This is a genomic window from Mesorhizobium prunaredense, assembly GCF_900156895.1.
Classification (GTDB): domain Bacteria; phylum Pseudomonadota; class Alphaproteobacteria; order Rhizobiales; family Rhizobiaceae; genus Mesorhizobium; species Mesorhizobium prunaredense.
The window spans coordinates 387004-411351 of record NZ_FTPD01000001.1 but is presented as its reverse complement, the minus strand read 5'-3'; the positions used below and the strand labels follow the sequence as shown (position 1 = coordinate 411351).

Annotated in this window: 23 protein-coding genes and 1 pseudogene; 16 read left to right on the top strand and 8 right to left on the bottom strand. The window is 63.9% G+C overall.

The window, feature by feature from the left end; all coding sequences use genetic code 11:
• Positions 1-266 precede the first annotated feature (266 nt).
• The 8 genes from BQ8794_RS02010 (at position 267) to BQ8794_RS01975 (ending at position 10511) form a co-directional block, all read left to right on the top strand.
• Positions 267-1625: a phosphatase PAP2 family protein gene (locus tag BQ8794_RS02010; RefSeq protein WP_244554824.1), complete on the top strand. Its 1359-nt coding sequence runs from the start codon at positions 267-269 to the stop codon at positions 1623-1625.
• Between the two features lie 421 nt (positions 1626-2046).
• Positions 2047-3102 (top strand): LacI family DNA-binding transcriptional regulator, encoded by a 1056-nt coding sequence (locus BQ8794_RS02005; protein ID WP_077372300.1) that lies wholly within the window; start codon positions 2047-2049, stop codon positions 3100-3102.
• A gap of 174 nt (positions 3103-3276) precedes the next feature.
• A complete protein-coding gene (locus BQ8794_RS02000) occupies positions 3277-4533 on the top strand; it encodes an ABC transporter substrate-binding protein (protein ID WP_077372297.1) in 1257 nt (418 codons plus the stop codon).
• A gap of 291 nt (positions 4534-4824) precedes the next feature.
• Positions 4825-5751, top strand: coding sequence for a carbohydrate ABC transporter permease (locus tag BQ8794_RS01995; RefSeq protein ID WP_077372293.1), 927 nt, complete (start codon positions 4825-4827; stop codon positions 5749-5751).
• A complete protein-coding gene (locus BQ8794_RS01990) occupies positions 5751-6608 on the top strand; it encodes a carbohydrate ABC transporter permease (RefSeq protein ID WP_027153854.1) in 858 nt (285 codons plus the stop codon). Before BQ8794_RS01995 ends, BQ8794_RS01990 begins: the two co-directional genes overlap by 1 nt.
• A gap of 27 nt (positions 6609-6635) precedes the next feature.
• Entirely contained in the window at positions 6636-8627 is a 1992-nt protein-coding gene (locus tag BQ8794_RS01985) for a glycoside hydrolase family 127 protein (protein WP_077372289.1), read from the top strand.
• A 110-nt stretch (positions 8628-8737) separates the two neighbouring features.
• Positions 8738-9901 carry a hypothetical protein gene (locus tag BQ8794_RS01980; RefSeq protein WP_077372500.1) on the top strand — a complete coding sequence of 388 codons (1164 nt, stop codon included), beginning with the start codon at positions 8738-8740 and terminating at the stop codon, positions 9899-9901.
• Positions 9888-10511 carry a hypothetical protein gene (locus BQ8794_RS01975; RefSeq protein WP_077372287.1) on the top strand — a complete coding sequence of 208 codons (624 nt, stop codon included), beginning with the start codon at positions 9888-9890 and terminating at the stop codon, positions 10509-10511. Before BQ8794_RS01980 ends, BQ8794_RS01975 begins: the two co-directional genes overlap by 14 nt.
• Positions 10512-10618: 107 nt before the next feature.
• Here BQ8794_RS01975 and BQ8794_RS01970 read toward each other — a convergent pair whose 3' ends face one another.
• Positions 10619-11644: a threo-3-hydroxy-L-aspartate ammonia-lyase gene (locus BQ8794_RS01970; RefSeq protein WP_077372284.1), complete on the bottom strand. Its 1026-nt coding sequence runs from the start codon at positions 11642-11644 to the stop codon at positions 10619-10621.
• A gap of 227 nt (positions 11645-11871) precedes the next feature.
• Here BQ8794_RS01970 and BQ8794_RS01965 point away from each other — a divergent pair, with 227 nt between their 5' ends.
• Positions 11872-12849, top strand: coding sequence for an ornithine cyclodeaminase family protein (locus BQ8794_RS01965; RefSeq protein WP_077372281.1), 978 nt, complete (start codon positions 11872-11874; stop codon positions 12847-12849).
• 271 nt (positions 12850-13120) lie between these two features.
• Here the strand turns inward: BQ8794_RS01965 and BQ8794_RS01960 are convergent, their stop codons facing one another.
• Both BQ8794_RS01960 and BQ8794_RS36185 read right to left on the bottom strand, forming a co-directional pair.
• Positions 13121-14341, bottom strand: coding sequence for an NAD(P)/FAD-dependent oxidoreductase (locus BQ8794_RS01960; RefSeq protein ID WP_244554827.1), 1221 nt, complete (start codon positions 14339-14341; stop codon positions 13121-13123).
• A 3-nt stretch (positions 14342-14344) separates the two neighbouring features.
• Entirely contained in the window at positions 14345-14527 is a 183-nt protein-coding gene (locus tag BQ8794_RS36185; protein WP_244554823.1) for a hypothetical protein, read from the bottom strand.
• Positions 14528-14614: 87 nt separating this feature from the next.
• Here BQ8794_RS36185 and BQ8794_RS36180 point away from each other — a divergent pair.
• Positions 14615-14794: pseudogene (locus tag BQ8794_RS36180) on the top strand (GNAT family N-acetyltransferase); the annotation flags it as partial.
• Between the two features lie 71 nt (positions 14795-14865).
• Here the strand turns inward: BQ8794_RS36180 and BQ8794_RS01950 are convergent.
• From BQ8794_RS01950 to BQ8794_RS01940, 3 genes are read right to left on the bottom strand one after another with little or no spacing between them, the layout of a single operon-like run.
• A complete protein-coding gene (locus BQ8794_RS01950) occupies positions 14866-15324 on the bottom strand; it encodes a GtrA family protein (protein ID WP_244554822.1) in 459 nt (152 codons plus the stop codon).
• Positions 15317-16003: a class I SAM-dependent methyltransferase gene (locus tag BQ8794_RS01945; RefSeq protein WP_077372275.1), complete on the bottom strand. Its 687-nt coding sequence runs from the start codon at positions 16001-16003 to the stop codon at positions 15317-15319. The genes BQ8794_RS01950 and BQ8794_RS01945 overlap by 8 nt, the downstream gene beginning before the upstream one ends.
• Positions 15978-16952: a glycosyltransferase family 2 protein gene (locus tag BQ8794_RS01940; protein ID WP_425293515.1), complete on the bottom strand. Its 975-nt coding sequence runs from the start codon at positions 16950-16952 to the stop codon at positions 15978-15980. Before BQ8794_RS01940 ends, BQ8794_RS01945 begins: the two co-directional genes overlap by 26 nt.
• A gap of 394 nt (positions 16953-17346) precedes the next feature.
• Between BQ8794_RS01940 and BQ8794_RS01935 the strand changes: the two genes are divergently transcribed.
• From BQ8794_RS01935 to lpxK, 6 genes are all read left to right on the top strand, one after another.
• On the top strand, positions 17347-18690 hold the full coding sequence (locus BQ8794_RS01935) for a TldD/PmbA family protein (protein WP_077372496.1): 1344 nt from the start codon (positions 17347-17349) through the stop codon (positions 18688-18690).
• The gene (locus BQ8794_RS01930) at positions 18677-19486 is read left to right on the top strand and encodes a 3'(2'),5'-bisphosphate nucleotidase CysQ (protein ID WP_077372269.1); all 810 of its coding nucleotides are present in this window, start codon (positions 18677-18679) and stop codon (positions 19484-19486) included. The genes BQ8794_RS01935 and BQ8794_RS01930 overlap by 14 nt, the downstream gene beginning before the upstream one ends.
• Before the next feature lie 76 nt (positions 19487-19562).
• The gene (locus BQ8794_RS01925) at positions 19563-19808 is read left to right on the top strand and encodes a DUF4170 domain-containing protein (RefSeq protein ID WP_027153864.1); all 246 of its coding nucleotides are present in this window, start codon (positions 19563-19565) and stop codon (positions 19806-19808) included.
• Between the two features lie 5 nt (positions 19809-19813).
• Entirely contained in the window at positions 19814-20602 is a 789-nt protein-coding gene (locus BQ8794_RS01920; RefSeq protein ID WP_077372266.1) for a lysophospholipid acyltransferase family protein, read from the top strand.
• Positions 20599-21915, top strand: coding sequence for a lipid IV(A) 3-deoxy-D-manno-octulosonic acid transferase (waaA, locus tag BQ8794_RS01915; RefSeq protein ID WP_077372264.1), 1317 nt, complete (start codon positions 20599-20601; stop codon positions 21913-21915). The genes BQ8794_RS01920 and waaA overlap by 4 nt, the downstream gene beginning before the upstream one ends.
• A 1-nt stretch (position 21916) precedes the next feature.
• Complete coding sequence (gene lpxK, locus BQ8794_RS01910) at positions 21917-22945, top strand: tetraacyldisaccharide 4'-kinase (RefSeq protein ID WP_077372261.1); 1029 nt, start codon at positions 21917-21919, stop codon at positions 22943-22945.
• Positions 22946-23036: 91 nt separating this feature from the next.
• On the opposite strand, the gene BQ8794_RS01905 is transcribed toward lpxK, so the two are convergent.
• Both BQ8794_RS01905 and BQ8794_RS01900 read right to left on the bottom strand, forming a co-directional pair.
• The gene (locus tag BQ8794_RS01905; protein ID WP_077372258.1) at positions 23037-23270 is read right to left on the bottom strand and encodes a DUF2093 domain-containing protein; all 234 of its coding nucleotides are present in this window, start codon (positions 23268-23270) and stop codon (positions 23037-23039) included.
• Positions 23271-23413: 143 nt separating this feature from the next.
• On the bottom strand, positions 23414-24340 hold the full coding sequence (locus BQ8794_RS01900) for a LysR substrate-binding domain-containing protein (protein ID WP_077372255.1): 927 nt from the start codon (positions 24338-24340) through the stop codon (positions 23414-23416).
• Positions 24341-24348 lie beyond the last annotated feature (8 nt).

The window sequence follows — 24348 nt, the reverse complement described above, 5'->3', positions numbered from 1 at the left end:
GGGTTCTTTCGCGCCCCCCTCTGCCCTGCCGGGCATCTCCCCCACGAGGGGGGAGATTGGCTGTCATCGGCGCTCGCTCATCACCACTCCGCCGTCACAGGCGCATGGCCTTCGCACCTGCTCTTTCACAACGCTGCCGGGCTCTAACTTTTATCCTTTTACCCGGCAGCACCTCGCGGTATAATTAGACTTCGCTAAAATAAAGGAAGGGCCGTGAAAACGGAAAACCCTCCGTCTTTGGGCGGGGCAACCTATGGGAGGCTTGCATGCTTAGCGGTTTTGGCAAGGCCTGTGCGGTAATCCTTTTTTCAGGGAACTGCGCTTTCGCCCAATCGGATTTGATAGAACCAGAGGCTGGAACGTGGAAGACGTGGGTAATCACGTCTGGCGAGGACTTCCGAGTCCCGCCGCCGCCTGACGCCTCCGCCGCAGCAGCCGAATTGGCACAGATGCGAGATCTCTTGGCGCAAAAGGATCCGGCTGCCGCCGACAAAATCACCTTCTGGGACGCCGGCTCGCCTGGATACCGATGGATCGATCTGGTCAACAATCGCCTTCTCGAGAACCAGCAGATTCCAAATGCGCACCGCGTCTACACCTATTTGACGATGGCGATGTACGACGCCACCATCGCTGCCTGGGACGCGAAGTACTTCTACAATCGGCCGCGCCCGAGCGAGGCGGATGCGACACTGGCGACTGCGCTGCCGCCGCCGCGGAGTCCCTCCTATCCATCCGAGCATGCCGCAGCCGCCGGAGCTGCCGCGACCGTTCTTTCTCATTTCTTTCCCGAAGAGACATCGTCGTTCAAGGCAATGGCCGAAGAAGCGGCACAGTCGCGTGTCCTTGCCGGTGTCCAGTTCCCAAGCGATTCTTCCGCCGGCCTGGAGTTGGGGCGGAGGGTCGCAGAGCAGGTGATTGCGCGGGCAAAGGCCGATGGCTCCGATGCAAAGTGGAGCGGCGCAGTTCCGACCGGGCCGTGCATGTGGGTCGGGAACAAACCCGCCAATGTAACCATGCCAAACTGGAAGCCGATCGTGCTGGCCGCACCCGATGAATTCAGGCCGCCGGCGCCGCCCGACTGCCAGTCCCCGGCCGTAAAGGCCGAGATGGATGCAATCCGACAGTTTGAACGAAAATTCCCTAACAGCTACAAAGCGTTCTACTGGCAAAGCCCATCCGGGCTGTTCACCGACTGGTATGACTATGCCAGCAAGTGGATGTTCGAGGACAAGACGGATACGAACCCGCCGCGTGCCGCGCGGGCTTACGCGATGCTCGCAACGGTCTATTACGACGCCTTCATTGCAAGCAACGACGGGAAGTACGCCTATTGGTATCTGCGGCCCAACATGCTTGACGCGAGCATCACTCCCCTGTTCGCGGTGCCGGCCCATCCCAGTTATCCGTCGAACCACTCCACGCTCTCGACTGCCCGATGCGAGGTCCTGGCGTACCTGTTTCCCGGCCATGAGGAGTTCATCCGCGCGGTTGGTAAAGAGGCGGGTGATTCCCGCGTCTGGGCAGGCATCCACTATGAAATGGACAACCGGGCCGGCGCCGCGCTCGGTAAAGCGGTCGCGGGGAAATTTATCGAGCGGGCAAAAACAGATGGGGCGGACTAGCGGAAGGAAGGAGGCCCTCTTTTGATGCCATCTCGACCATTTGCGAATAGCACCCATGGCAGTTGGCCGAGCAATTCCTTCAGATCGACGAGATCGCTAGCATCGAGACCCTCGGTGAATGAGACATAAACATTGTGAACGCGAGCCGCTCCGTCGTTCCCGTGCTCGTGATGTAGCCGCGCGAGGCTGAGAGCGGCTCACACCGAAAGTCCGGAAATGGCGCAAGCGGTCGTAGATCACGGCACCTAGCAAAAAATCTTAGACACGCCCAAAACCAAATCTTGCCATCCCCGCATCCTTCCCCTAATCTCCTCTGAGAAAACCTTTTCCCAAATTGCCCCGCATCCGCTGACCGCACCAGTCAGCACCTGCGGGACGCTAAGGGAAAACCTTTTCCCAACCAAGGAATCCGCTGCACAAAATGGCCTCCGACGCCCAGCCTGTCTCCGCCAAGACCCCGGTCACTCTCCGCGAGGTGGCAGCGCTTGCCGGTGTCAGTGTCGCCACCGCCTCGAAAGCGCTGAACGGGCAGGGGCGGATGACCGCCGAGACGCGCGAGCGTATTCGCGAGACGGCGCAGCGGCTCGGCTTTCGCCCGAACAGCCTGGCGCAGAGCCTGTTGCGCCGGCGCTCCTTTACCGTCGGGCTGTTGACCAACGACACCTATGGCCGCTTTTCGCTGCCGGTCATGTCGGGCATTTCTGATGCGCTGGTCGACAAGGGCGTCTCGGTGTTTTTGTGCAATGTCGAGGACGACCAGCGCCTCGGGCAGCTCCATGTCGATGCGATGCTCGACAAGCGCGTTGACGGCATCATCGCCACCGGCAAGCGCATCGATCGCCATCTGCCGGTTGACCTGTCCAATCTCGGCGTTCCCGTGATCTACGCCTTCACCCAGCCCGATCCCGGCGCCATCGCTTTTGTCTCTGACGACGCCGGCGGCGCGCGCCTGGCGGTCGAGCATTTTTGCCGGCTTGGCCGGCGGCGCATCGCCCATGTCAGCGGGCCGGCGAGTTTCGCGGTGGTGCATGCGCGGGCACAGGCCTATCGTGACGTGCTGACCGAGAAAGGCTTGCCGGTCATGGAACCATTGCTCGGATCGTGGTCGGAAGCATGGGGTCACGAGGCGGTGAAGCAGCTCTTCGACGGTAAGCTGTCGAAGAGTCGCGGCGAAAAACCCGATGCCGTGTTTTGCGGCAACGACCAGATCGCGCGCGGCGTCATCGACGCGCTGCGCGAGCGCGGGCTTGATGTGCCGGACGATGTCGGCGTCATCGGGTTCGACAATTGGCAGATCGTCGCCGAGGCAACCCGCCCGCCGCTGACCTCCGTCGACATGAACCTGGCGGCACTCGGGCGCGAGGCCGGTCTTACGCTTCTTTCGCTCGTCGGCGGCGAACCCGCCGAGCCGGGCATAAGAAAACTGCCGTGCCGGCTGGTGGTGCGTCAGTCATGCGGCCGTCCGCCGGACGGTTGAACCAATGCATGTCGCCCAAAAGTGCGCAGCGGTTTTGGGACAACGACATGCATGAAACAGAAAATGCATGTCGCCCAAAAGTGCGCAGCGGTTTTGGGATAACGACATGCATCAAAGCAAAAGCCGCTGCGCGGGGAGCGCGGCCGCAGGAAAGAAACCATGAGGAGGAGAACCATGAAAACTACGATTACCGGGCTCGCCTTTGCCGCGAGCATCTTTTCCACGCTCGCAACAATCGGGCCGGCCGCCGCCGCCGAGACCGCCAACATCTGGGTCCGCGCCGACGGCTCGAACTTCATGCCGCGCATCGTCGATGCCTTCAACAAGGGGCATGAGAACCAGATCAAGCTGGACATCATCCCCAATGCCGAGATCATCCCGAAATATGGCGCTGCCGCTGCCGGCGGCACAGCGCCTGACGCGCTGTCGCTCGACCTGATCTACACGCCGTCCTTCGCTGCCGCCGGCCAGCTGGAAGACATCACCGACTGGGCGAAATCGCTGCCTTATTTCGACAGCCTGTCGCCGGCGCACGTCAAGACCGGCACCTACAAGGACCGCATCTACGGGCTGCCGTTCTCCGCCGATAGCTCGGTGCTGATCTGGAACAAAAAACTGTTCAAGCAGGCCGGCCTCGACCCTGAAAAAGGCCCGACCAACTGGGCCGAGATCGAAGCCTATGCCGAAAAGGTCAATGCGCTCGGCGGCGATATAAAAGGCTTCTATTTCTCCGGCAATTGTGGCGGCTGCAACATCTTCACCTTCACGCCGCTGATCTGGGCCTCGGGTGGCGACATCCTCACAGAGGACGGCTCGAAGGCGACGCTGGACAGCCCGCAGTTGCGCGGCGCCATCGATCTCTACCGCTCGATGGTCAAGAAGGATCTGGTGCCGGCCGGCGCGCAGACCGACACCGGCTCCAACTTCTTTGCCGCGTTTGCCGCCGGCAATATCGGCATCTCGCCGTCCGGCGCCTTCGCCATCGGCGCGCTGAACACGCAGTACCCCGATATCGACTACGGCGTCACATTCCTGCCCGGCAAGGATGGCGGCTGGTCGTCCTTTGCCGGCGGCGACAATTTCGTCGTCACCAAGGGCACCACCAAAATCGCGGTGGTGAAGGAGTTCCTCGATTTCGCCTATTCGCTGGAGGGCCAGACCATCCTGGCGAAATACGGCAGCCTGCCGGTGCGCGGCGACATCGCCAATGAGGCGCTGAAAGACCTCGACCCGCGCTACAAGATCGCCGCCGAGGCCATGGCCAAGGGCCGCACGCCCTATTCGGTGGTGTTCAACGACCTGATCAACTCCGCCAACGGCCCCTGGAACCAGATGATCAACGAGGTCTTCTTCGGCGAGGACGTCAATGGCGCCATCGCCAATGCGCAGGAAACCATGCAGTCGATCATCGACTCGGCGCCGCAGCAGTAAGGCGCCGGCTTACCTCCCCCTTGAGGGGAGGTCGGACCGCAGGTCCGGGTGGGGTCGTTGCGCAGTGCTCGACGTTCTTTTGATGTCGGCGCGCGTCAGACGCGACCCCACCCCGCAGCACCCTTACCTCCCGCTTGAGGGGAGGTCGGACCGTAGGTCCGGGGGGTCGTCGCGGCAGTGCTCGACGTTCTCTTTGCGTCGGCGCGCGTCAGAGGCGACCCCACCCCCGGCCATTCGGCCGGACCCTCCCCTCAAGGGGGAGGGGGACGTAGCGCTAACGGAAGAACAGCCATGACTTCGATCGCGGCCATCTCCTCCCCAGCCCGCCGACGCAAACTGGTCGGCGCCGGCCGCCGGCAGTGGATAGGCCTGCTTTATGTCGCGCCGGCCGTCGCCCTGGTCGTCGTCTTCTTCATCATCCCGCTTTGCATGACGGCGTGGATGTCGCTGCACAACTGGCCGCTGATGGGCGCGCATTCGTTCATTGGCCTCGACAATTACTGGGCGATCCTGCGCGATACCAGGTTCTGGAACGCGCTTAAATTCACCGGCTATTACACGGTGGTGGTGACGATCGCGATTTTCGTCGTCGCCTTTCCGCTGGCGCTGTTCATCGAAAGGCCGCGGCCGCTGACCGGCTTCTACCGGACGTCGTTCTTCATGCCGGCCGTCATCGGTTTTGCCTCGGCCAGCCTGCTGTGGTCGTGGCTCCTCAATGTCGATTCCGGCCTGTTCAGCCCGGCCGCCTTCGAGCTCGGCCTGACCGAGAAGAAGGTCAATCTGCTGGCGACGTTCCAGCCGGCGTTCTGGTCGATCATCGCCATGGTCGTCTGGAAGGTGGCGGGTTTTACCATGATCATCCTGATGACCGGCCTGCAGTCGATCCCGCCGGATCTGCAGGAGGCGGCGATGATCGACGGGGCAGGGCCGCTGGCGCGGTTTCGCGCCATCACCCTGCCGCTGATGCGCCGCACGCTGGCGCTGGCGCTGATCCTGTCGGTTGCCGGCTCGGTGCTCGCCTTCGACCAGTTCTACATCATCCTGCGCGGCGGACCGCGCAACCAGACGCTGACTGCCGTCTACTGGATTTTCAACCAGTCGTTCGTGTCGTTCAAGCTCGGCTACGGCGCCGCCCTGTCGATGGTCCTGCTGGTCATCCTGGTCGCGCTCAGCCTGATCCAGCTGCGGCTGCTGCGCCAACCGGAGGGCGTCGACTGATGGCGCAGGCAAGGAGCCGCAAACGCCGCATCGGCATGCAGATCGCCGAGCACGCGACAGGCATCGTCGCCTCGCTGCTGTTCCTGGCGCCGATCGTCTGGACCGTGCTTTCGGCGTTCAAGCCGGCGCAGGAATCGCGCCAGCCGCCGCTGCCGCCCTGGCCGACGACCGGTTTTTCGGTCGAGAATTACGCCACGCTCAACACCTTCGGCGACGGTCTCTGGCTGCCGGCGCAAAACAGCATCTATGTCTCGGTCATGACGGTGGTGCTGTCGGTGATCGTCAGCGTGCTGGCCGGCTACGGCTTCTCGCGCTTCCGCTTTCCGCTGAAGAACCTGCTCTTCGTCCTCATCCTGTCGACGATCATGATCCCGTTCCAGTCGATCCTGACGCCGATCTTCCTGGTGCTGACCAAGATCGGCCTGCACAACACGCTGACCGGGCTGGTTTGCGTGTATGTCACGCTGCAACTGCCGTTCTCGATCTTCATGATGCGCAACGCCTTCGACGCGGTGCCGCGCGAGATCGAGGAAGCCGCCCGCATGGACGGCGCCAACAATGTCACCATGCTGCTGCGGGTGATGCTGCCGCTGGTCTGGCCGGGCATTGTGACCATCGCGCTGTTCGCATTCCTCGGCGCCTGGAACGAATTTCTGGCGGCGCTGGTGCTGATGACCGACCAGTCCAAATTCACGCTGCCGATCATGATGACGGCGCTGCAGTCGGGCCGCTTCGGCGCCATCGACTGGGGCGCGGTGCAGGCCGGCGTCACCGTGATGATGGTGCCATGCCTGGTGCTGTTCCTGCTGCTGCAGCGCTTCTACATCCGCGGCCTCATGGCAGGGGCCGTGAAGTGACCAATCGAACCGAACCGGAGTAAGTTGATGACCGCATCGCAATCCGCCAAGCCGGCTGCTGAGCTGGACAAGCCAAAACGCGCCTTCCGTCCGCTGCCGGTGCCGCAGGTCGATGTGCGCGGCTTCTGGGGCGACCGTGTCGATGCCGTCGCCACCAGGACCGCTGGCATCCTCTACGACCGCTGCGTCGAGGCGCGCATGCTCGAGCAGATCGATCCGGACCGGCCATCGCCGGGCGTCGTCATTCCGTTCCACTCACCCTCGCCCGACGAGGCCGCCACCGCCGGCAACGAATTCACCGGCTCGACCGTCACCACCCAGATGTTCTGGGACTCTGACTGGGGCAAGACCATCGAGACCGCCGCCTATTCGCTGTACCGCCGCCGCAACGACGCGCTGGAGAAGAAGATCGACGCCGTCATCGACATGTACGGCAGACTGCAGCAGCCGGACGGTTATCTCTCCAGCTGGTACCAGCGCATCCAGCCCGGCCTGCGCTGGACCAATCTGCGCGATTGCCACGAGCTCTACTGCGCCGGCCATCTGATCGAGGGCGCGGTCGCCTACTACCAGGCGACGGGAAAACGCAAGCTGCTCGATATCATGTGCTGCTATGCCGACCATATCGCCGAGACCTTCGGCCCCGAGCCCGGCAAGAAGAAAGGCTATTGCGGCCATGAGGAGATCGAGCTGGCGCTGGTCAAGCTCGCGCGTGTCACCGGCGAGCAGAAGTATATGGACCTGGCAAAATACTTCATCGACCAGCGCGGCCAACAGCCGCATTATTTCGACGAGGAGGCGCGCGCCCGCGGCGCCGACCCAAAAGCCTATCATTTCAAGACCTACGAATACAGCCAGTCGCACCAGCCGGTGCGCGAGCAGGACAAGGTGGTCGGCCATGCGGTGAGGGCGATGTATCTCTATTCCGGCATGGCCGATATCGCCACCGAATATGGCGACGACACGCTGCGCGTGGCGCTCGACCGGCTGTGGGAGGATCTCACCACCAAGAACCTCTACATCACCGGCGGCCTCGGACCGTCGTCGCACAATGAGGGCTTTACATCAGACTACGATCTGCCCAACGAAACCGCCTATGCCGAGACCTGCGCTTCGGTCGGACTGGTGTTCTGGGCGAGCCGCATGCTCGGCATGGGCCCAAATGCGCGTTACGCCGACATGATGGAGCGGGCGCTCTACAACGGCTCGATTTCGGGCCTGTCGCTCGATGGCTCGCTGTTCTTCTATGAAAATCCGCTGGAAAGCCGGGGTAAGCACAACCGCTGGAAATGGCATCGCTGCCCGTGCTGCCCGCCCAATATCGGCCGCATGGTCGCCTCGATCGGCAGTTACTTTTATGGCCTGTCGGACGATGCATTGGCGGTCCATCTCTATGGAAACAGCACGGCTCGTTTCGATATCGCAGGAACGCAAATAGAGCTGCGCCAGACCAGCAACTATCCATGGGACGGCGCGGTCTCGATCACGATCGAGCCCGAGGCGCCGACGACATTCACCTTGCACCTGCGCCTGCCGGCCTGGTGCCGCAAGGCGGCGCTCAAGGTGAACGGGGAGGCGGTCGATCTGGATGCGGTAACCAGCGACGGCTATGCCGCGATCCGGCGCGAATGGCGCAAGGACGACCAGGTCGAGCTCGCACTCGAAATGGCCATCGACCGGCTCTATGCCAATCCGCAGGTGCGGCAGGATATCGGCCGCGTCGCGCTTGCCCGTGGCCCGCTGATCTATTGTGTCGAGGAGACCGACAATGCCGGCCAGCTGCACCGCATCGCCTTGCCACGGACGGCAATCATCGAGGCGCGTGAGGAGCCGAACCTGTTGGGCGGCGTCGTGACGCTTTCGGCTCTTGCCAGGAAAGAGGTGGTTGAGAGCTGGGACGACGGCCTCTACCGCACCGAACCGCCGGCGGTTGAGGAAGCAAAAGTCACCGCCGTTCCCTATTTCGCCTGGGACAACCGCGATCCTGGCGAGATGCTGGTCTGGCTGAGAGACTCGTGATCCGGAGACGGAGTTGATGCCGCCGACGAGAGGGATGTCTTGAATTTGCCCCGGCGGCGCTAATTTAGAGGGGAGAGTGGCGCCAGTCACTCGAATGGGTGGAGGCAGAGTTGGCGCTCGAAGATATCGCGCGTCCGAGCGCTGGCGCTCGCGCCATGGTCCTGACCGTCGCGGCGGTGCCGTTGCTGTTCGTGATCGGCGGATTGGCCATTCGCTATGCGGCTTTTGCTTCGGTGTCGGAGGAACCAGGTTTCGCGGCCTATGCCCGCGCGCTCTGCCGGTGGGATTGCGCCTGGTACATTGGCATCAGCGAACAGGGTTATGAGCGCTTTCCCATTCCAGACCACAGCAATGTCGGTCGCTGGGGCTTCTTCCCGCTCTATCCGATGCTGGTGGCGGCGATCCGGTCTGTTTTTCCTTTTCCTACGATACTGATCGCGACGATCACCTCGATTGCGTGCAGCTACGCCGCCTGTCTGGTGGCGTGGCCGCTGCTCGAGAAGAACATGCGCGCCTATGTGCTGTATTGCGCGTTTCTGCTCAGTGGCCCGTTCTCCTTTCACTTCACGACCTTCCTGAGCGAACCGCTTTTCGTGCTCCTGACTTCGTGCGTCTTTCTGGCGCTCAAACGCTCCAGCTATCTTGCCGCGGGCGTTTCATCCGCGCTGCTGTCTGCGACGAGGCTGGTCGGGGTCCTCGTCGTATTTGCGATCATCTTTCAAATGTTCAGGGAGCACCGCCAGCAGGGCGGATCGGCTCTGTCTTTCCCACGCTGGCTGCTTGGCCGACCGGATCTGCTGGTCTCTGTCCTCATCTCGCCGGCCGGCTTGTTCGCTTACATCCTGTTTCTTTATCTTACGGTCGGAGACGGCTTTGCATTCCTGCACATCCAGCGCGCGTTCGGACGGGTGGCCGGCAATCCACTGGTCTTCCTATGGGACGGGCTCTCCGTTGTTCCGAAGACGGGCTGGCTGCCTACGGCGCCGCAATGGAGCGCGCTCGCCGCGATCGCCGGACTGGCGCTGTCGGCCGTCCTGGCGGTACGCAGGCAATATGGCGCGGCACTGTTCTGCGCGCTCTGCATCATCCTGCCGCTGATCACCAACCTGGCCTCGATGGTCAGATATGTCATTGGGCTTGCGCCCCTGACAATGTTGCTTGCCATCCTGTTGTCGGCGTCGAAGCTGATTTGGCTCGCAGCTTTGGTTCTCTTCCTTGGCGCCTGCTATTTCATGACTGTGGCGTGGATCGGAGGCTACCTTGCCCTGGTCTGACGTTCCGGACCCGTATCGGCGCGCTGCCTGGCTCGGTGGCTACGCGCTCGCGGCGGTTCTGGCCGGGTCGGAGATCGTCATCCTTGCGCTTGCTCTCAATCCGGACGTCAACACCGACTATCGCGCCTATTACATCGATCGGACGACGACCTGTCTCAATCGCGATGCCGTCGGCAGCTACACGCTTGGCCAGGCGGTATCGTTCCGGAACGACGGCGCCAAGCAGGCAGCCAGCATAAAGGTCTGCGGCTGGTCGGGACCCGTCGCCGACGGCACCCATTCCGTGGGCGAGACCTCGCGGCTTCGCCTGAAGATACCGCCGCTCCGCGACAGCCTGACGGCCACGCTGCAAATGGCCGCCGTCATTCGTCCGCCGCAGATCACGCAGAGGGTTGTGATCTCGGTGAACGGTGTTCGGGCGCATGCGGTGACGCTGTCCGGCAAAGAACCACGAACGGTCTCGTTCGTCATTCCACCGGCGGCGCTCGGCAAGGCCGATACACTCGAGATCGCCTTCGACTATCTCGACGGCATCCCGCCAACGCCGGCCGCCAGCAGCATCTACAAGCGCTCCATCAAGCTGGTGTCGTTCCGGCTGGATGTCATTTGAGATCACGCTCAACGTCCTGCAGTCCATGCGTTTCATCACGCGCGAGCATTGCCGTCCGCTGGCGACCAGTACAGGACCGCACGGTATCAACCGCGCCTGAGCGCGCTTTAGCGAAAGGTCTCCGGCCCGGGGCGCGCCATGGCCTGCTCGCGAGGCGTTTTGTCTCCGGTCGCCATGATCAAGCTGGCGAAGCGCGTTAGATCCACATTGCCGCCACTGACGATGACACCGATGCGCTGGCCGCGCAGGCTTCGCGATTCACTGCGAACCGCCGCCGCTGCAAGGCAACCGGTGGGTTCGACCACGATTTTCATACGCTCGGCGAAAAAATGCATCATTTCGACGAGCGCGTCGTCGCTGACCGTGGTGATAGCGGCAACCTTGTCGCGGATGATCGGAAAATTATGCGCGCCCAGATGGGTGACGACCGCGCCATCGGCGATGGATTTCGGCACCTCGATGGTGACGACCTCACCCCGGGCGAGGGATTGCTGACCATCATTGCCGGCCTCGGGTTCAACCCCGACGACCCTGCAGGCGGGCGCGCATTCCGCTGCCGCCAGTGCGGCGCCGGCGAGCAGGCCGCCACCGCCAAGGCAGACATAAAGGGCATCGAGCGGGCCGGCCTCCTCGATAAGTTCAAGTGTCGCCGTGCCTTGCCCGGCAATCACATCGGGGTGGTCGTAGGGTGGAATGAGGGCGGCTCCCCGCTCGGCGGCGATCCTGCCGCCAATCTTTTCGCGGTTCTCCGTGTAGCGGTCGTAGAATATCACTTCGGCGCCATAGCCGCGGGTGGCACGCACCTTCAGCTCGGGCGCATCCCTGGGCATTATGATGACTGCCTTCACGCCCTTGATCGCCGCCGCATAGGCCAGCGCCTGCGCATGATTGCCCGAAGAATAGGCCACCACTCCGCGCGCCCGTACCGAAATATCCAAGGCCAGAAGCGCGTTCATGGCGCCGCGGAACTTGAACGCGCCGCCACGCTGGAAGTTCTCGCACTTGAAGAACACCTCGGCGCCGGTCAGCTCGTTGAAGCTGCGCGAGGTCAGCACCGGCGTCCGGTGGGCCAATCCGGCGAGGCGCGCCGCGGCGGTCAGAACATCGTCGAATGTCGGGATATTGAGGGGCATTGCGGGTCGCCTCCTACACTTGCCGATGGCGGGCTGGCCGATGGCGGGCTGGCTTGTCTGCGAGGATATGTGTTTGCGCGAACCGGCGATCGCATTCGATGGGAAGGTCGGCGCAACATTCGCCCGAATGACGGGCGACAAACCGTAGGAAATGCCGCTCGTTAGCCAACACCGCTGTCTTCCCCTGAGAACCGCTGGCTAGAATGAGGGAAAGCCGGGGAGATGTCATGTCCGTCACCGCAGACGAGTCGCAGCTGGTGCTGCTTGCGGGCGATCAGGTCGCGCCGCTGTTGGAGCCGGATGCCGTCCTCGATGCCGTGCGGTGGGCCTTCGAGCTTCACAGTGCGCGCGAAGGCAGGGTCTTTCCGCTTGTGCGCGAGAAGCTCCATACCGGCGGCATTTTCGGTATCAAGTCGGGCGACGTGCCGAAAGCCGATCTTCTGGGCTTCAAGGCAGCGGGCTTCTGGCCAGCCAACCGCGAGGTCGGCAAGGAGCCGCATCAGGCGACCATCGTGCTTTTCGACCCGCATACCGGGCGTCCCTTGTGCATCATCGACGGGAACGCCATCACCACCTTGCGCACAGGGGCGGCTGGCGCCATTGGCCTGACCCTGCTGGCCCGCCCCGAAAGCCGGTCGATCTGCGTTTTCGGCACCGGCACCCAGGGCCGGATCCAGCTGCGACTGGCACTGCGTGCGATTCCAGGTCTGGACACCATCCATTACCTGACGGCGGACGGCCGGCCCGACGCGGCGTTCGAGGCGGCCTTCGAGGATTTCGCGCCGGCCCATACGAACCAAGCCGCCAAAGCTGTCGGCTCGAGCGATATCATTATCACCGCGACCCCTGGCAGCGGGCCGCTGTTTCCGGCAGAAGCGGTGCGGCCCGGCACGCACATCAACGCCGTGGGCGCCGATACGCAAGGCAAGCGGGAACTACCCGACGGCCTGCTGCGCCGGGTACGGCTCTTTGCCGACGACTGCGAGCAATCGGCCGCTGTCGGCGAAGGCCAGTGGGACACCGGCTGCCGGGCAACCGAAATCGGCGATCTTCTGACCGGAAAAATGCCGTTCACGCGCGATGCCGCCGACATCACGGTCTTCGATATGACCGGGCTCGCGCTGCAGGATCTGACGGTCGCGGAAATGCTCTGGCGACAGGCCAGGAGCCGGGGCACGGGAACGCGTGTGCCATGGCGCTGGTAACGCGGGACAAACAGCCAATGACGACCAGGACCGTCCATTTGTTCAATGGGCGGAGCGGTCATCGACCTGTGAGAGCGGTCGAGCGCCATGGCGCAGGCACGGTTTCCGGGTCGTCGGGCCGGAGCAAGCACGCCCGGGGCAGGTGCGACCAGAGCGCATAGAACCAATGCGACCGCATCGGCCAGAGCGGTCACCAAACGGTCCAGATCGCCCCTGAGCCCGTAGGTAACGATCGCTCAGCGCCCTTTGCTGTCGCCAGCGGCCAATTGCATCAGAAGGCGCCGACTTCAATTTTGGATCTGTCGGTGAAGCGCGACAGGCGGAATGGCGTCGGATCGACGCTTGCCGCGTCACCTGCGACCAGATCCGCAGCCAGATGGCCAATGCCAGGGCCGGCGCCGAAGCCGTGGCCGGAACAGCCTGCGGCGACGAACGCTCCGCCGATGCTGTCCACCGCCGAAATCACCGGTACTGCGTCCGGTGTGAAGTCGATATACCCGCCCCAGGAAGACACGATGCCGGCATCGGCAACGGCGGGGAACAGGGCCTTTACCTGCGTCATGATGGTTGCCACCATCCGCTTGTCCGGAGCGGGATCGAGGACGCGGATGCGCTCAAAGGGGGTCGGCCTGTCGAGATGCCAGCGACCGAGTGTTTCCGGGCCTGCGAAGAACGAGCGACTTATGCCGATCTCGACCGCCTTCAGCCGTTTGATGAACATCGGCAGAAACGGGCGGGCATAGCGGATCCCCTGCGGCGTGATCTCGAGCGTCGCCCTGCCGCTGGCGGCTATCGTGTAGCTGCCATCGATCCGGCGTGTCAGGGCACCGTCAGAGGTAAAGATCGCCCCGCCAAGATCCGGTGCAGGACCGGTCCGCAAGGTGGTCTGACGGACGCTGGCCTGCGGCAGCGAAACTGCATGCATGCGCAGGAAGGCAGATGCCCAGGCGCCGGCGGCGCATAGCACCGCGCTGGTGTGGATAAACCCTTTCTCGGTGACGACGCCGCTCACTTGGCCATTGGTGATATCCAGGCCGCGTGCCGCGCAGTTCTGATGAATGGTCGCGCCATGCTTGCGGGCGCCCTCGGCGATCCGCGGGGCGGCCAGCCAGGGCTCGGCCTTGCCATCGTCTGCCGCGTGGACACCGCCCAGCCATTTGCGGCCGCCAGCCGCAGGAACGGCGGCAGTGGCCTCGTCGGCCGTAAGCATCCGCGTCTTGACGTCGAACCGCCGCGCAACCGCGCGCCACTTGTCCCATTCTGCGAGCTGCCTTGGATCGTCCGTCGCATAGATGAGCCCGCAACGGCGGAAGCCAAGGTCGTGCCCGATCTCTTCGGTCAGCTCTTGCCACAGCCGCAGCGCCAGATTGGCAAGCGGCAATTCACGTGCATCGCGGTTCTGCCGGCGGCACCAGCCCCAGTTCCGGCTCGACTGTTCGCAGCCGACATAGCCCTTTTCGATCAGCGCCACCGACAGGCCGCGCCGCGCCAGGGACTAGGCCGCGCTGGCGCCGACAATCCCACCGCCGATCACCACGACGTCCGCTGACTTGGGCAGCGTTTCATCGCTGCTGATGTGGTGGATTAAGGGGGACATGGCGGCCTCGGCAATCAATGATAGCTCGCAGTATCGGCGACCGGCGCCGCAGAACTGCAGCGGCACTTCGGTATTTTGCACCGAATCTCGCCGGCATTCGGCGAGTGGCGCGGAAGAGGCGGTTCTATCGTCCTGTCAGCTTTCCCCCTCCAACAGTCCTGGTGCCCCATGAACACCCAGTCCGTCACATTCGCACCTTTTGAAGCGCACCATCTTGAGGAAGCGACGGCCCTGTCGCGAGCGGCCGGCTGGCCGCACCGGAAGGAAGACTGGGCCATGATCTGGTCCCTGAGCGAAGGTCAGGTCGCGTTGGAAGGCGGCAGGGTGGTGGGAACCGCCTTCATGACGCAAGCAATATCCCGGGTTCCACGAACGCACGCATCTTTGCCCTGGCCAGCCAGGCCCTCGGCTGAGGCCGACTAGTCAGAAGGCCATGGATCAGGTGGGGGGTCGCCTTGCTGGCCGGATCCTCGCTGCGCAAACACCCATCGGTCGAGCATGAGAAGATTGACCGCCGGAACAAGCAGGCATGTAACCAGAATGGCAATGATCGGCGGCAGGCCGAGTTTCGCCGTCAAAAGCGCCGGCGCCGCGTAAGCCACCGCAAAGCCTGTCGCCGTCAGCAGGAGAAAACGCGCAGCTTCCGATCGATGCGATCCGCTCGACATGAAGGTTACCGATTTATGGGCGAGATATGAAAACACGGCAGCCGCCGCGTAAGCCGCGAGCGACGCCTGGACCGGCGAAAGGTCGATCCATTTCGATTCGACCAACCCGATAGCCAAGGCAGCATACAGGACCGTCGCGGCGATGCCGACCAACCCGAAGCGCGCCAGTAGCTTCAGCGCGGCGCCGGCGGTCGAACGGTCCTCAGACATGCGCGCTGCACGCATACTGGGCCCCGAGCGGCAGAGGCGCGAGCCGGCGCTCGAGTCGTCTGGCGAAGGACCTGGCCGACGGCAGCAGCAGGAAGTGCTCGGATCGGATATCCTGAAAACCCGTCTCCTGAAAAAGCAACCTTGCCTTGGCGGCGTTGAGTAGGACCGCGTCCTGGTCGAAAGGACACCGGAACACCGCAAGACGCGTCAGCGGATTATAGGGGTTATGCTCGATGATGCAGGCGACGCCGCCCGCCCGCACGACGCGCCGCATTTCCCGGAAGAAGTCGAGCCAGGAGGCGGGCGGAACGTGATGGACGACGCAACTGGCGAAAGCCAGATCGAACGCGCCGTCGCCATAAGGCAGGCGCGGCGTCGTGCAGGCCCGGTAGCTCACACGCGGATTGTCCTGGCTGGCGCGCAGGATCGATTGTTCCGAGACGTCGCAGCCATCCAGGCTCTCGAACGCGCCTTCGAGATAAGGGTGGAGCGACCCGACGCCGCAGCCGATATCCAGCGCCCGCACCACGCCCTGTCGAAGCCCTCGCTCGACAACGAGACGCCGCAGCAGGTCGGCCTTGGCAATCAGAAAAAAGTCGTGCCCGAGTCCGGAAAACCGGATGGATCCTGCGACCGCCTCGCCATAATTCGATTTATAGCTGTCGAAGAGTTCGGCCATCAGCCGAGGCTCCGTTCCTGGGTTTTCGAAACGGTCGACGGCTGTCACTGGCGGCACGCATCGCCTTGTCGAAGCCGGCGACCCGATCGATCACGTAAAGCGGACGGCGTTTCACCTCGGCGTGGATACCGCCGACATAGAGCCCGACCACGCCGGTCATGAACAGATTGATGCCGCAAAGGAGCGACACGATCACCACGATGGATGTCCAGCCGGCAATGACGCCGGTTTCAAATATCCAGGCGAAGATGGCGTAAGTACCGAACACCACCGCAAGCGCGGAGATCGCCAATCCGCCCCACAGCGCCACGCGCAATGGCTTCTCGGAGAAGCTGACGATGCCGTGAACGGCAAGGTGCATCATCTTCCAGAATGGGTATTTGGTCTGGCCAAGGTTCCGCGCCGGGCGTTCGAAAGGCACCGCCGTCTGCTTGAACCCCATCCAGGCGAACATGCCCCTGACAAAACGGTCGTGTTCGGGCATTTGCTTGAAGGTTTCCAGAGCCTTGCGCCCGACCAGGCGAAAATCGCCGACGTCGCGGGGGATGTCGACCGACGTCATCTTCTCCAGCAGGCGGTAGAAGAGACTCGCCGTAATGCGCTTGAACCAGGATTCGCCCTCACGCTTGACACGGCGGGCATAGACGATCTCGAAGCCTTCCTTCCACTTCGCCACCAGATCGAGGACCACCTCCGGCGGGTCTTGCAGGTCGGCATCCATGACGATGACGGCATCACCCGCAGCCGCATCCATGCCGGCCGTGATCGCGACCTGATGGCCGAAATTGCGGGAAAGCTCGATCAGCCGGAAGCGCGGCTCGACGGCGACGACGTTGCGAAGGTATTCGACGCTCCCATCGAGGCTTCCGTCATCGACGAAGATCGCCTCGGTCTCGCCGTCCAGCCGGCCGATCAGCGAACTGATCCGCTCGATCAGTCGCGGCAGCACCTGTTCTTCATTGTATATGGGAAGGACCAGCGAGTACCGCGGCGGCGACACGTTCACCGCAGTCCTGATGCTTTGGATCACAGGGTCTCGCATGCGATTGAAAATGGAACGCAAGCTACAAAGTTCCAAGGACACACAAGAAATCGCTAAATTTAGCGGTTTCGGGCAGGTGCTGATCATGCGTGGAAAGGAACCTAGGCGTTACCGCAATCGAAGTCCCAAACCGCCGCGAAGCAACTTTTGAGGATCCGCTTCGATCATGCCGCCCAAAACCGGGTGCCTGCTGGCCGATCTACCCCGCTTGCCACTTCTGCCATTGCACAAGACACATCAGAACAATAGATGGTGCGGAGCGGCCGCCCCTTATGTCAGGCGGAAAAACAGGACTATGCACATGACCGATACGCTGGACTCAGCGAAATTGACCGACCGGGTCGCGGCCCTGGTCGAGGCTGCCAAACGGGCCGGCGCCGACGCCGCCGACGCGGTTGCGGTGCGCGGCCGTTCGACCGGGGTGTCGGTGCGGCTTGGCAAGGTCGAGGGCACCGAGGCGTCCGAGAGCGAGGATGTCTCGCTACGCGTCTTCGTCGGCAAGCGGGTGGCGAGCGTTTCGGCAACCGCTGCCTCCGACCCGAAAGCGCTAGCCGAGCGCGCCGTGGCGATGGCGAAAGTCTCGCCGGAAGATCCCTACCAGGGCCTCGCCGATCCGGCCTTGCTGGTCAAGAAGCCGCGCGACCTCGATCTGTTCGATCCGACGGAAGTCTCGGCCGACCAGTTGAAGGAAGCGGCGCTGGCCGCGGAAGCGGCGGCCCTTGCCGTCAAGGGCGTTACCAATTCGGCCGGCAGCGGCGCCAGCGCCGGGCTTGGCGGGCTGGTGCTCGCCACTTCGCACGGCTTTGTCGGCCACTATGTCGCCTCGCGCTTTTCGCGCTCGACCAGCGTCATCGCCGGCGAGGGCACCGGCATGGAGCGCGATTATGAATTCTCCTCGCGCCAACATTTCTCCGATCTCGACGCAGCCGAAGACATCGGCCGCAAGGCCGGCGAACGCGCCGCGCGGCGCGTCGGCGCGCGCAAGGCGGCGACCGGGCCGGTCGATGTGGTGTTCGACCCGCGCGTCGCCCGCGGCATCGCCGGCCATCTCGCTGGCGCCATCAATGGCGCCTCCGTCGCGCGCAAGACCAGCTTTCTGCGCGACATGATGGGCAAGCAGGTGGCGGCGGCCGCGATCACCGTCACCGACGAGCCGCTCCGGCTCCGTGGCCAGGCGTCGCGTCCGTTCGACGGCGAAGGCATCGAGGGCGAAAAGCTGCTCATGGTGGAGAAGGGCGTTTTGAACCACTGGTTCCTGTCGACCTCGGCGGCGCGGGAATTGGGGCTGACCACCAACGGGCGCGGCTCGCGCAACGGCTCCTCGGTCTCGCCGTCATCGACCAATCTTGCCATCGAGCCGGGCGAGCGGACGCCCGAGGACCTCATCAAGTCGCTCAAATCAGGCTTTTACGTCACCGAGGTGTTCGGCCAGGGCGTCGACATGGTGACTGGCGAGTACAGCCGCGGCGCTTCCGGCTTCTGGATCGAGAATGGCGAGCTCGCCTATCCAGTTGCGGAAGTGACCATTGCCTCGAACCTGAGGACCATGTTCCTCAACATGGTTCCGGCGAGCGATCTCGATCGCAATTTCGGCACCGCCGCACCAACGCTGCTGATCGAAGGCATGACCCTTGCCGGAGCTTGACCAGGTCGCCTCCGCCGCCGGGGCTCGCGAGGATCTGCCGCTGCTGCGCGACGCTGCCCGCGAGGCGGGCGCCATCGCCATGCGCTATTTCGGCAACAATCCGCAAGTGTGGATGAAGGGCGGCACCTCGCCGGTAAGCGAGGCCGATCATGCCGCCGACGCCTATCTGCGCCAAACCTTGCTTGCAGCGCGGCCGGACTATGGCTGGCTGTCGGAGGAGACGGCCGACAATCCGGCAAGGCTTGCCGCCCGCCGCACCTTCGTCGTCGATCCGATCGACGGCACGCGCGGCTTCCTCGAGGGCCTGCGCTCCTGGTGTGTCAGCATCGCGGTGGTCGAGGACGGCCGCACGCTTGCCGGCGTGCTCGAATGTCCCGCCACAGAGGAGACCTATTGGGCGCTGCCCGGTGAGGGGGCGTTCCTGAATGGCCGTCGCATTGCCGTGCGCCGCCCGGCAGCGATGGTCGAAATTGGCGGGCCGAAGCCATTGATCGCCCTGATGCCGGCGGAATGGCAGGGCCGGCTGAGCCGCGTGCCCTATATTCCCTCGCTCGCCTACCGGCTGGCGATGGTCGCCAATGGCAGGCTCGACGCGACCTTCGTCAAACCCAATGCACATGACTGGGACATCGCCGCGGCGGATCTCATCCTGCGCGAGGCCGGCGGCGCATTGCTCGACCAGAAGGGCCGCGCACCGCGCTATGCCGGTGAAGTGATCCACCACGGCGCGCTGGTCGCCGGCAGCGGCGAACTGCTCGCCGTGCTCTCCGGCATCATCGCAGGGCTGGACGGTTGAACATAGCATCAATGGTTCCAAAGTCGGCGGCTTTGGTCTAGACCTGTCACAAACTCACGATATGTGAAGGACCGACATGACCGCGGAAGACGGCAAGAAGCAGCTTTTGCACCTGGTGTTCGGCGGCGAACTGAAGACGCTGGGCGGGACAGAATTCCGTGATCTCGACGCGCTCGACATCGTCGGCATCTATCCGGATTATCAATCCGCGCAAACGGCGTGGAAAGCCAAGGCCCAAGCCAGCGTGGACAACGCCCACATGCGTTATTTCGTCGTTCACCTGCACCGGTTGCTCGACCCCGACAACAAGCCTGCCGGTTGACATGGATGGATCATGAAGGCGTGAAAGGGCCGGCCACGAGGTCCGCGGCAAGTCGGCGCCGCGGTGGCACCTCGAAGACATTCTGGCGCAAGATACGCGAACCGCTGGCGCAATCGCGATTCGTCAAGAACGCTATCGCCAGCCTGTTTGCGCAGTTCGTTCGCCTTGTCCGCCTGACCAACCGTGCTGTCGACGGATCAGCGCAGATGTCGGGCGGCGACTATTCGCAGTTCGAACCCGTCATCATCGCGCTGTGGCATGGCCAGCATCTTCTGACACCGGCCTACTATCCCGGCGGACGGCCGCTGGTCGCCATGGTGTCGCGTAGCGCCGACGCCGAGCTCAACGCACTGATGATCGAGAAATTCGGGATCGAGGCGGTGCGCGGCTCGGGCGGACGCGAAAGCTCGAAGCGCCGCGACAAGGGCGGCGCCAAAGCGCTGATTGCCCTGAAAAAGTCACTCGCCACCGGCAAGAACGTCGCCATGATCGCTGACATTCCGCATGGCACGCCGCGCGACGCGGGGCTTGGCATCGTTCTCTTGGCGCGGCTTTCGGGCCGCGCGATTCTGCCCCTCGCCATCGCTACCAGCCGCCGCAAGGTGCTGGAGCGCAGCTGGGACAAGACCACGATCAATCTGCCGTTCGGCCGCTCCTCGATCGTGCTTGGAGCGCCGGTGTTCGTTCCGGCCAATGCGGACGAGGCTGAAATGGAACGCAAGCGCCAGGAGGTCACGGCCGCGCTCGACGCCGCGACCGCCGAGGCCTACCGCCTCGTGGATGGCTCAAAATGAGCGAGCGCTGGGCGCGCACTTTCCTGACGGCGTATCGTTTCGCAGGCGCAGCCGCCTATCCCCTGGTCGGACCCTATGTCGCCTGGCGCACCTCCAGAGGCAAGGAGGACCGAATTCGCCGGCGCGAGCGCTATGGCATCGCCGGGCGCGAGCGCCCCGAAGGGCCGGTGATCTGGATCCATGCGGCGAGCGTCGGCGAGACGATCGCCGTCGTGCCGCTGGTCGAGAGCATCCTCGACTACGGCGTCAACATCGTGCTGACGACGGGGACCGTCACCTCCGCTCAGGTTGCCGAGGAACGGCTCGGCGACCGCATCATCCACCAATATGTGCCGCTCGACCTCAAGCCGGCGGTCAGCCGCTTCCTCGACCATTGGCGGCCGGATCTGGCGATCATCGCCGAATCGGAGATCTGGCCGATGACCATCCTCGAGCTCGGCGCACGCCGTGTGCCGCAGGTGCTGGTCAATGGCAGGCTGTCGGACCGTTCGTACAAATCCTGGAAGAAGCGCGCCAACATCGCCGAAGCGCTGTTCGAGAATCTCGCCCATGTTGTCGCCCAGTCGGATGTCGACGGCAAGCGCTTCCTTTCGCTCGGCGCCCGGCCGGTCACCGTATCCGGCAATCTCAAGGTCGACACCACGCCGCCGCCGGCCGATGAAAGGGCGCTGTACACGCTGAAGCGCCAGATTGGCGCCCGCCCGACCTGGGCGGCGATCTCGACCCATGACGGCGAGGAGGCGGTCGCCGCCGAGGTTCACGCGATGCTGCACAAGCGTCACCACGGTCTTTTGACGATCGTCGTGCCGCGCCATCCCGATCGCGCCGAAGCGCTTGCCGCGCAGATTTCCGGCATGGGCCTGAAAGTCGTTCGGCGCAGCAAGGGCGACCGGATCATCGCCGATACGGACATTCTGCTCGGCGACACGATGGGCGAGATGGGGCTTTATCTCCGGCTGACAGAGATCGCCTTCGTTGGCCGTTCGCTCACCTCGGAGGGTGGCCAGAACCCGCTGGAGCCGGCCATGCTCGACACGGCGGTGCTGGCCGGCCGCAATGTCCAGAATTTTCGCGAGACCTATCAGCGCTTGCTCGACAGCGGCGGCGCCAAGCTGGTGCGGGACCGCGACATGCTGGCCGGCGCCGTCAATTTCCTCTTGACCAACGAGGTGGCCCGCCACGAGATGATGGCGGCGGGTGCGGCGACAGTCGAAGAGATGCGCGGCGCGCTGGCGCTCACCTTGAAGTCGCTCGAACCCTACATTCAACCTTTGGTCGTCAAATCGCGCCTCAAGGGCGCCAACGGCCGTTAAGATGGCCAGCGAAGCGCCCCCGTTCTGGTGGGAAGAACCGGACTGGCGGGCGCTGGCGCTGGCGCCGCTGTCGGCGGTCTATGCGCTCGTCGCCGGCCGCCGCATGCGCTCAGCGGCGCGCGAAAAGGTCGCGGCGCCGGTGCTTTGCGTCGGCAACTTCACCGTCGGCGGCACCGGCAAGACGCCGGTGGCGATCGCACTGGCCCGGCAAGCCAGGCGCATGCAGCTCAATCCAGGTTTCCTGTCGCGCGGCCATGGCGGTTCCTTTGCGCGGCCGCATGTCGTCGATCCGCACCATGACGCAGCCAAGCATGTCGGCGATGAGCCGCTGCTTATGGCTGCGCACGCGCCGGTCGCAGTGACGCCGAACCGTGCCGCCGGCGCCCGCCTCCTGCTGGAAAAGCATGGCTGTGATTTCCTGATCATGGACGACGGTTTCCAGAGCGCGCGCATCCACATCGACTATGCGCTGGTCGTCGTCGACGCACGCTACGGCGTCGGCAACGGCCGCGTCATTCCTGGCGGTCCGCTTAGGGCTGGCATCGTCGACCAACTGGTTTTCACCAGCGCGCTGCTGAAGATGGGCGGGGGCCTTGCTGCCGATGCCGTCGTTCGCCAGGCGGCGCGTGCCGGCCGGCCGATCTTCGAGGCGCATACGCGGCCAAGCAGCAAGGTGGGGCTGGCCGGCAAGCGATATCTGGCCTTTGCCGGGATCGGCCATCCCGAGAAATTCTTCGACACGGTCCGTGAGGCCGGCGGCGAGGTTGCGCTGACCCGGTCGTTTCCGGACCATCATTTCTATGGCAAGGACGAGCTTGCCGAACTGGCGACGACAGCGCGAGGTGCCGGACTTGGCCTCATCACCACCGCCAAGGACGCCGCCCGGCTGCGCCATGATGCCGCGTCGGCCGATTTCCTCGGACAGCTCGATGTGCTGGAGATCGACACCGTGTTCGATCCCGACCACGTGCCCGAACGCATCATCGACGAGACGCTGGATGCCTGGCGGCAGCGCAAGCTGCAGGGTTGATCCAGGGACTTTCGAGAGTCGCGACGGCACAACCTTTTTGCGGAATGCTGGCGCGAAGGATCGCTATAAAACGGCTTTCATCTGCGTCAGACTAACGCCGACTGCGCAGTTCGGGACGGGCCTCGATCTCGCGGCGCAGCGAGGCCGCAGCGCTCACATAGGGCTCCTGCCTGGCGACGCTCCAGTATTTGAGCTCATCGAGCGGGATGCTTTCGCCGGTGACCGCACAGCGCACGAAGGCGCCGGGGCTGGTCACCTGGAAGTCGCCGTCCAGATAGCGGATACGGGCTTCCTTGCCGCCCGGGCCTTCAAAGCGGTTCATCATGACGTGGAGCCAAGGTTCATGACGATGTCATCGCCACAAAATTCCGGCAAGGTCAAGCTCGGAGCGAGGCAAGATCGGCTTCAGTCGGCTTCGTTTCGGGCGGCAACCAGCCGAGCAGGCCGGCAAAGTGGATGCCCCGCATACTACTGCTCGGCTGCGATGAAATCCTCGATCTTTTCCGCCGCCAGTCCGGCTTGGGCCGCGATGCGCCGGGCAAGCTCGGCTGCGGCGGCGCGCGGGCGCCCGATAGGCCGGTCGAGCCAGTAGGATATCGGGCTGAGGACGACGCGCTCGTCGGCGGCGATGATACGGCCAGACTTCAGTTGATCCTCGGTCATCGGCGGCCGCGCCAGCGCGATGCCGAGACCATGGGTTGCGGCGCCGAGCACCAGATTGTAGTCCTCGAAACGGCGGTCCTGCGGACGCGGGCGATAGTCGATGTCCTGTGCGGCAAACCAGGCACGCCAGGCCGAGGCGTCGGAATCGTTGATCAGCGGGAATTTGAGCAGCCGGGCAGGGTCGCCTCGGCCGATCTCGCGGGCGAGGTCCGGCGAGGCGACCGGAAACACATGTTCCTCGAACAGCTGCACCGAGACGCGGCCGGGGATGCGGCCGCGGCCGCAGCGGATCGACAGATCGATGCCCTCGTCGGCAAGGTCTGCCTGGCGGATATCGACGTCGAGCACGATGCGCAGCCTGGACGGATTGTTTTCCAGCGCCGCCATGCGCGGCATCAGCCACAGCCCGCTGACCGAAGGGATCGAGGTCAGCCGCACCACGGCGGTGCCGCGCGGCTCGATCCAGCGGTCCGAATTGCTCGATATCAGCGCGAAGGCCTCAGTGGTGCGCAGATGCAGGCGGTTGCCTTCGATCGTCAGCGAGACACCTCGCGCGCCGCGATCGAACACTTTCAGCCCGAGCCAGTCCTCTAGCTTGGCGATCTGCCGGCTGACGGCGCCATGGGTGAGGTTGAGTTTTTCGGCAGCGGCCGAAAAGCTGCCCGTCCGTGCCGCGGCGTCGAAGGCGCGCAGGGTTTCGAGCGGCAGCATCGCGTCTGAGCTGTGATTCATAGTCACAG